The 6687-nt window shown below is 39.3% G+C and carries 9 protein-coding genes and 1 pseudogene; 6 read left to right on the top strand and 4 right to left on the bottom strand.

The annotated features are described in order from the left end of the window. Positions 1 to 329: 329 nt before the first annotated feature. The 6 genes from lolA (at position 330) to rplY (ending at position 4195) form a co-directional block, all read left to right on the top strand. On the top strand, positions 330 to 971 hold the full coding sequence (gene lolA / locus ACERCG_RS05250) for an outer membrane lipoprotein chaperone LolA (RefSeq protein ID WP_373611005.1): 642 nt from the start codon (positions 330 to 332) through the stop codon (positions 969 to 971). Positions 972 to 1040: 69 nt separating this feature from the next. Then, the gene (gene trpR / locus ACERCG_RS05245) at positions 1041 to 1346 is read left to right on the top strand and encodes a trp operon repressor (RefSeq protein ID WP_373611004.1); all 306 of its coding nucleotides are present in this window, start codon (positions 1041 to 1043) and stop codon (positions 1344 to 1346) included. A 4-nt stretch (positions 1347 to 1350) separates the two neighbouring features. Further along, positions 1351 to 2124 carry a monofunctional biosynthetic peptidoglycan transglycosylase gene (gene mtgA / locus ACERCG_RS05240; RefSeq protein ID WP_373611003.1) on the top strand — a complete coding sequence of 258 codons (774 nt, stop codon included), beginning with the start codon at positions 1351 to 1353 and terminating at the stop codon, positions 2122 to 2124. 11 nt (positions 2125 to 2135) lie between these two features. After that, a complete protein-coding gene (gene nfsA / locus ACERCG_RS05235; protein WP_373611002.1) occupies positions 2136 to 2855 on the top strand; it encodes an oxygen-insensitive NADPH nitroreductase in 720 nt (239 codons plus the stop codon). Then, on the top strand, positions 2852 to 3766 hold the full coding sequence (locus ACERCG_RS05230) for a RimK family alpha-L-glutamate ligase (protein ID WP_373611001.1): 915 nt from the start codon (positions 2852 to 2854) through the stop codon (positions 3764 to 3766). Before nfsA ends, ACERCG_RS05230 begins: the two co-directional genes overlap by 4 nt. A 141-nt stretch (positions 3767 to 3907) precedes the next feature. Beyond that, the gene (gene rplY, locus ACERCG_RS05225) at positions 3908 to 4195 is read left to right on the top strand and encodes a 50S ribosomal protein L25 (protein ID WP_373611000.1); all 288 of its coding nucleotides are present in this window, start codon (positions 3908 to 3910) and stop codon (positions 4193 to 4195) included. A 158-nt stretch (positions 4196 to 4353) separates the two neighbouring features. Here rplY and ACERCG_RS05220 read toward each other — a convergent pair whose 3' ends face one another. From ACERCG_RS05220 to ACERCG_RS05205, 4 genes and pseudogenes are all read right to left on the bottom strand, one after another. Next, positions 4354 to 5394, bottom strand: a complete 1041-nt coding sequence (locus ACERCG_RS05220) for a tyrosine-type recombinase/integrase (protein WP_373610999.1) — start codon at positions 5392 to 5394, stop codon at positions 4354 to 4356. Between the two features lie 21 nt (positions 5395 to 5415). Further along, positions 5416 to 5637 carry a DUF4224 domain-containing protein gene (locus ACERCG_RS05215; protein ID WP_006247823.1) on the bottom strand — a complete coding sequence of 74 codons (222 nt, stop codon included), beginning with the start codon at positions 5635 to 5637 and terminating at the stop codon, positions 5416 to 5418. Positions 5638 to 5663: 26 nt separating this feature from the next. Next, positions 5664 to 6048: pseudogene (locus ACERCG_RS05210) on the bottom strand (DNA cytosine methyltransferase). Further along, on the bottom strand, positions 6023 to 6649 hold the full coding sequence (locus ACERCG_RS05205) for a hypothetical protein (protein ID WP_373610998.1): 627 nt from the start codon (positions 6647 to 6649) through the stop codon (positions 6023 to 6025). Before ACERCG_RS05205 ends, ACERCG_RS05210 begins: the two are co-directional and overlap by 26 nt. Positions 6650 to 6687: the final 38 nt, after the last annotated feature.

The raw sequence follows: 6687 nt of genomic DNA, 5'->3' as shown, positions 1-6687 counted from the left end.
TGTGATGAAAGTTATCGGCTCTCTAAGCTACACAACGAAGTGCTTTCAAGGGACGAGACGAGATGCCGATAACGGGTTGTGTTGCTTAGTTTAACTCATTTGAGATATACAAGGGGCGGGTCCAGTGCCCGCCCGTAAATTAATATTGTTAGCGGACGGGCACAGGACCCGTCCCTACGAATATAGAGACGAATCATAAACTTCTCACATTCTCAACTATACAATTCCCCCATTTTATTGTATTGTTGTAGTAGTTCATTAATATGAAACTTTTCAGAATTTCATTGTCAAAGAAGAGCAAATCTTCTTTGATAAAATAAGGAAAATAGATGAAAACATTATTTAAAAAATCGGTATTCGGTTTAGCGTTATTTGGCTTGGCAAATGTGGCATTGGCTGATGCTCAATCTGTTGCAGAATTACAACGCCGTTTGGAACAAGTAAGCCAATATAGTGCGGATTTCGACCAAACCGTGCGTTCAAGCAAAGGAAAAGAGATCCAAAAAGGTAAAGGTAAATTCCAAGTAAAACGTCCAAACTTATTTAGAATGGATACCAAATCTCCACAAGAAAATTTAATTGTTTCTGATGGCAAAAATTTATGGTTTTACGACCCATTTGTTTCACAAGTTACGGTAAATACAGTGCAAGATGCGGTAAATAACACGCCATTTGTCTTATTAACCAGTAGTGATAAAAGCCATTGGGATCAATATGATGTAACCCAAAATGCGGATATCTTCATATTAAAACCAAAATCGAAAAAAAGTAATTTAAAACAGTTCGATGTGCGGATTGACCAAAACGGCTTATTAAAAGGTTTCAGCACCATTGAGCGTGACGGACAAAGCAACTTATATGTGTTACGCAATATCACCACTGGCGGTGTCTCAAGCGATTTATTTAAATTCACCGTGCCGAAAGGGGCTGAGTTAGACGACCAACGTGGCGGTAAAAAATCGAAAAAATAATGGAGAACAAGCGGTCATTTTTGGTAAATTTTTGGCTGAATACGACCGCTTGTTTATTAAGGAATATTTATGAAATCCCTTTATAATCAACGAGATCTAAAAGAGTGGGAGCAGTTTTTAGCCTTACTTAAACAAGCAGTTTCAGAGGATAAATTAGAGCCATTTTTTTCAATGTTTTTGACTGCTGATGAAAGAGGCTCATTAGGTTTACGTTTGCAGATTGTCCAAGCATTATTAAAAGGTGAAGATTCTCAGCGTGAGATTCAGCAAAATCTAAATACCAGTGCGGCAACCATTACGCGTGGCTCAAATATGCTCAAAACCTTAGATCAAGATTTCCTGAACTGGGTAAATCGTAAAGTGAACGGTAAATAGTCAGATGGCAAAACGTAAAAGTCGTTTTTTAAGCTCGCTTTTAAAGAAAGTAGGGCTTTTTTTTATTCCTCGAAAAATCAGAGCCAAATCAGGTTGGTTGTGGTTTGGCTTTAGCCGTTTATTTACTGTAGGGGGGGTATTTTTCCTTGTGCCGATGATGTTATTTTCGGTATTGCCTGTGCCATATTCCGCCTATATGGTACAGAAAAAAGTAGAAAATGTCCTGCAAGGTAAAACATACAACATTAAAAAAGATTGGGTAAGCCTTGATGAGATTTCTTGGCAGATGCAGATGGCGGTAATTGCGTCTGAAGATCAGAAATTTGAAAGCCATTTTGGGATTGATTTACAGGCGATTGAAACCGCATTGAAGCTAAATGCTAAATCAAAAAAAGTGCGTGGCGGCTCAACCATTTCCCAGCAAACCGTTAAAAATATGTTTTTATGGCACGGGCCGAGCTGGGTAAGAAAAGGCATTGAAGCCCCACTCACTATTTTAGTGGAATATGTTTGGACAAAGCCTCGCATTTTAGAAGTTTATTTGAACATTGCGGAGTTTGGGTACGGTATTTTTGGTGTTGAAGCTGCAGCTCAACATTTTTTTAAGAAATCAGCAAAAAATTTGAATTTGCAGGAAGCGGCATTATTAGCTGCCTCGTTGCCTAATCCAAATCTGTTTAAAGTGGATAAACCCGGACCGACTATGCGAAAACGCCAAGCGTGGATTATGCGGCAAGTCAGCCAACTTGATGGCAAAAATTATTTAGATAAACTTTAGAAGGGGAAAATATGCAAAGTAAACAGGCTCTTGAAACGATTTTATCTCACCGTTCTATTCGTAAATTTACCAAACAACCGATTTCAGAAGAGGTTTTCCAAACCCTAATTAATGCAGGGAAAGCCGCTTCAAGTTCTAACCATTTGCAATGCGTAAGCGTTATCCGCGTAACGGATAAAGACATTCGTGAAACCTTAAAAGCAGTTTCGGGTATGCAATATGTTGTTGATTGTGCAGAGTTTTTAGTGCTCTGTATTGATTTTAATAAACATAAACATCTTGTGCCGGAATCTCAATTAGAATGGGCGGAAGTTTCAATTATTGGAGCGGTTGATACAGGCATTTTTGCTCAAAACGTATTGTTAGCAGCGGAATCTTTAGGCTTAGGTGGCGTTTATATTGGGGCATTGCGTAATGATATTGCTCGTGTATCTGAAGCCTTAAATTTGCCTGAATACTGTGTGCCATTGGTGGGAATGTGCTTAGGCTATCCAGCACAAGATCCCCCTTTAAAACCACGTTTACAAAATAGCTTGGTCTGCTATACGAACCAATATCAGTCTTTAGATGAAGTCGAATTTGCAAAATATAACGAAAATTTGACCGCTTACTACCAAGCAAGAATTGGCGAGCCACAGCAATGGCAAGCTGCAATTCATAAAACTCTAAATAAACCTGTTCGCCCTCATATTCTGCCGTTTTTCAATCAGAAAGGATTATTGAAAAAATGAGATGGCTAATGCTATGCCGTGAGCCTCGTTTATACAGTTGCAAACGAATTAAAGAAGCGTGCCGTGAAAAAGGGATCGAACTAGATATTTTAGATCCTAATAGAATGCTTCTTGCTCTAAATAATGGTAAGTTTGAGGTTTTTTACCAAGAAGGCGAAAGTTACGATAAACATCACCCTGCACCTGTGCTATTAACAGGTTATGATGCTATTTTGCCTCGTTTTGGCACAAGTAGTACGGAAATGGGCTGTATGGCGCTACGCCATTTTGAAGCGAAAGGTATTCCTGTTTTAAACCATTCAGAAGCATTCGCTTTAGCTCGAAACAAGTGGCGATCTTTGCAGAAATTAGCAGAACATAATTTGCCTGTTCCTAATAGCAATTTTGCAGGACACGTAGTTTCAGTTAAATCGCAATTAGAGCATTTTGAGTTTCCGCTTATTGCCAAAGTGCTGAATGGCTCGCAAGGTAATGGCGTGATGTTGTTTGAAAATAAACCCAATGCGGAAGCGGTGCTATCTACTTGTAGGCAAGTTCAAGAGTCTTATCTATGCCAACAATTCGTGAGCGAGGCTAGAGGTAAAGATATTCGAGCTTTTGTAATTGGCGATAACGTTGTGGCGGCAATGAGTAGGTGTAGTGCAGCAGAAGATTTCCGTGCCAATATTCATCAAGGTGGAACAGCCAAACATATTGAATTAACTAAAGAAGAAATAGCATTGGCAATTAAAGCAACAAAAGCAATAGGGCTTGATGTTGCAGGTGTCGATTTTTTGCGAACCGAAAATGGGATATTTATTTTAGAAGTGAATGCAAGCCCGGGTTTTGAAGGCATTGAACAGGTAAATGAAGTTAATATTGCAGAAGAAATAGTCAATTATTTGAGAGAGAAAATCCGCAAATTGTCTTAATTTACGTTGCATTTCTCGCCAATTTCAGTAAAATACACGTTCTGCATATCTTTCGATATGCCGATGTTTTTCGGAAACAGCTGGGTCGCCTGCTGTTTTTTCTATTAACTGGGTCAAACCCATATTTAAGAGAATAAAATAATGTCATACAAATTTGAAGCTGAAGTTCGTTCGGCGCAAGGTAAGGGTGCGAGCCGCCGCCTGCGTCACAATGGTCAAGTTCCTGCAATCATCTACGGTGGTAGCAAAGAACCTGTATCAATCATCTTAAACCACGATGATGTAAACAACGCACAAGTACACGATGCGTTCTACAACGAAGTTTTAACTATCGTTGTTGATGGTAAAGAAGAGCAAGTTAAAGTACAAGCAATTCAACGCCACCCAACTAAACCAAAACTAGTTCACTTAGACTTCAAACGTGCGTAATCCTTTATTTTCAAGGGTTTAACGCTGTTTTTCGTTCCGAAACTTTTTGCGATTTTATGTTTTTTTAGGTCAATAAAATCAATAGTTTGCAGAATAGTTTCGGAACGGATTTTAGGTGATTAAATGGCTCTTTTGTATTTGGCAAAGGGGCTTTATTTTTAGGTGATTTCATCGGTAGGTTTGAGGATTTTGTCTTTTCTGATATAGTGTTGGGTCATTCGTTTTGATGTATGCCCCAGTTGTTTTTGAGCTTGCTCATCGGTAGCGGAGAGTGAAATATCGGTGGCTGCTTTAGCTCGCATATCACGCATTTGTACCTTTCCGATTTCATCAGCAAGGGCTGGATAGGCTTTCATTGCTTTTCCTCTTATTTCCTTGAAATGGTCGCCTAGACTTCGCCGTTCTAGTTTTCTTCCCCATTTATTCGGGAAAATCCAATCGATTTCATCTTGTAGCCGTTTGTCTAGTATTTCCTTTAGTCGTCCGCTAATTTCAAATCGAACTTTCTTTCCAGTTTTCTGCTGAGTAATGTGCAGTATGCCGTCATAGATATGTGAGCGGTGGATATTACAAATATCAATCGGTCTTTGTCCTAGTAAGTACGCTGTTTCGATAATATCCGCCATTCTTTCATCTGCAAATTCATAGATTTTATCAAGGATATAATCCTCTACATAAACTTCACGATATTTGGTCGGGAATTTTTTTACACCTTGCGATGGGCTTGGAAGAGCAGTGTATCCCCATTCTCTTGCCATATTCCAAATTGTGTTAAATAAACCTACCTCAATATTAGCAACAGCCGGCGTGTCTTTTCTCCATTGTAAATATTGACTAATGTGCTTTGGTTCAATTTTTTCGAGCGGTGCAGTTGGGTTACCAAAGAATTTACATAGCCAATGAATAGCCTGTAAATTGGATTGTTGGGTGTTTTTGGCTTTCTTGGTGGGGATAATCTCCAACTCATAGCGTTTTGCCACATCAATAAATAAAACGATTGGGGATTTTTTGCTATTTTCAAAATTGAGTTTAGCTGCTTCTAAAACGGCTTCATATTTATTTGTGCCGAGGGATTTTTCTTTTCCATTGGCGAGAACGTAAAAGTAGTATTCAACAATTTGTCCGCTCGATCTTTTTCTGCGACGACAGAGTAGGTTTTGTGGCAATCCGTTGTTTTCATATTTTCGAGGGCGTGCCATAAGTGTCTCCTTCTTCTCAATTTACGCTTTAAATGCATTTGATACCCAGTCAGAATCATTCGTTGCAATAGGTTTACGCTGTTTAGCCTGAGCATAATCACGGCGGACAACAGGGAAACCATTTGCATTTTCTTTAAATGGAATGCCCATAATGTTGAGCTGTTTTTTGATCAGATTTTTCTGCTTACATTGTGTAATAAATTCAATCTCTTCACGAGAAAGGAAATCAGTGTAGATGTTCATATTCTCTCCTAAAATAAATTCCTCATTTAGAGGGATTTGGTTAAATAATCGTTAAGCCTTTGTCCTATCCACCGCATACAAGGCACAGCCATACTGTTTCCGATTGCTTTAGCGAGGGCTATCAGGGCATTCTTCGGCAGATTTGCCACGGTAGGGGATTTTTGTCCAGTCATCGGAAAAGCCCTGTAGTCTTTCACACTCAATAACAGATAATTTCCTTATAATTGTTTGCCTCGATACATATTTGGATCTCCGTATTTCTTGAATCTGATGTAATGTTTGTTGCAATATCCTAATCCCTTTTGAGGCCTGCCACATACCTTGCAACAAATTCTCTTTCGGTGTTGCTTGTTGTGACAACTCCGACAAATACGTTCCAAATTCTCTACTGAATTGTTTGGTAATTCCCATCTTTGTGATGAACATCTTTGGCATTCTCTTTTCCGTAATGACAGCATTTTCCAGACGGAATGATTTTTCTTGCGTGGTAATGTGCTGTACTCCAACCCACATTTTCTGAATGACGCAGATCGAATGATTTTGCCATACATTGGCGATTGCAGAATTTCCTCTTTGAAAAATGAATTAAGTATTCTAAATCCCCATTTGGTAAAAGTTTCCTCTCCAGCTTTCCCCCGCAATAAGCACAGTGTTTCAATGGAGTATCTTTTTCTTGGCTGGCATAAATTTCCTCTTTATCTAATAGCACACAAGGGATATTATTTCCACCCGTCCCCATTCTTGCTTTCAGTGTTGGTGTTTTGTCTTGAATTTCGCTAATTCGCACCGCCTCAGCACCTTTTACTTCAAATAAGACGTTCTCTTGCCCGTTGTCTCGACCTAAACAATGAGCTTTGTTTTGGCTGATAATTGGATCTTGCGTACCGTGAACAACTAGCGTCTCACTCTCGCCACTCAAAGCCCCCTGAAGCTTTAACTGTGCCACCTTTGTCGGATTGGCGATACGTTCCAGAGCTGCTTTCAATAAATCCGGCAATACTTTGCCCCTCATTTCTGCTCGTCTCAATATCCCCTCGCACGCTTTTTGGC

This window comes from Mannheimia sp. E30BD (assembly GCF_041807785.1).
Lineage (GTDB): Bacteria > Pseudomonadota > Gammaproteobacteria > Enterobacterales > Pasteurellaceae > Mannheimia.
Note: the sequence above shows the minus strand (reverse complement) of the source record. Positions and strands in the feature narration are given on the sequence as shown.